Source organism: Bacillus mobilis, assembly GCF_001884045.1.
Classification (GTDB): Bacteria; Bacillota; Bacilli; order Bacillales; family Bacillaceae_G; genus Bacillus_A; species Bacillus_A mobilis.
Map to the genome: position 1 here is coordinate 1 of NZ_MACF01000012.1, position 221 is coordinate 221.

Below are 221 nucleotides of genomic sequence, written 5' to 3' on the forward strand. Positions count from 1 at the left end.
TCTTTTGAAGCCTGTTTAGGAACTTGTGCGTTGATGTCATTTAACCACTCATATCTCTTTCGCTTCTTGATCTTTGTAAATCGTTTCTGTAAAGCTAACTGTGAAACAGATTTTCCAAATAGCTTATAGTATCTATCACTCATTCTTTTACAATAGTTATAAGCAAATCTTGCAGCTCCAGCATGGTTTCTAAGCACTTGTTCTTGTTCAGGCGTTGGAAT

1 protein-coding gene is annotated in these 221 nt (G+C 35.7%); it reads right to left on the reverse strand.

Annotation, left to right across the window (positions count from 1 at the left end):
* The coding region (locus BAQ44_RS00445; protein WP_148662572.1) for a helix-turn-helix domain-containing protein at positions 1-221 on the reverse strand (221 nt) is incomplete at both ends.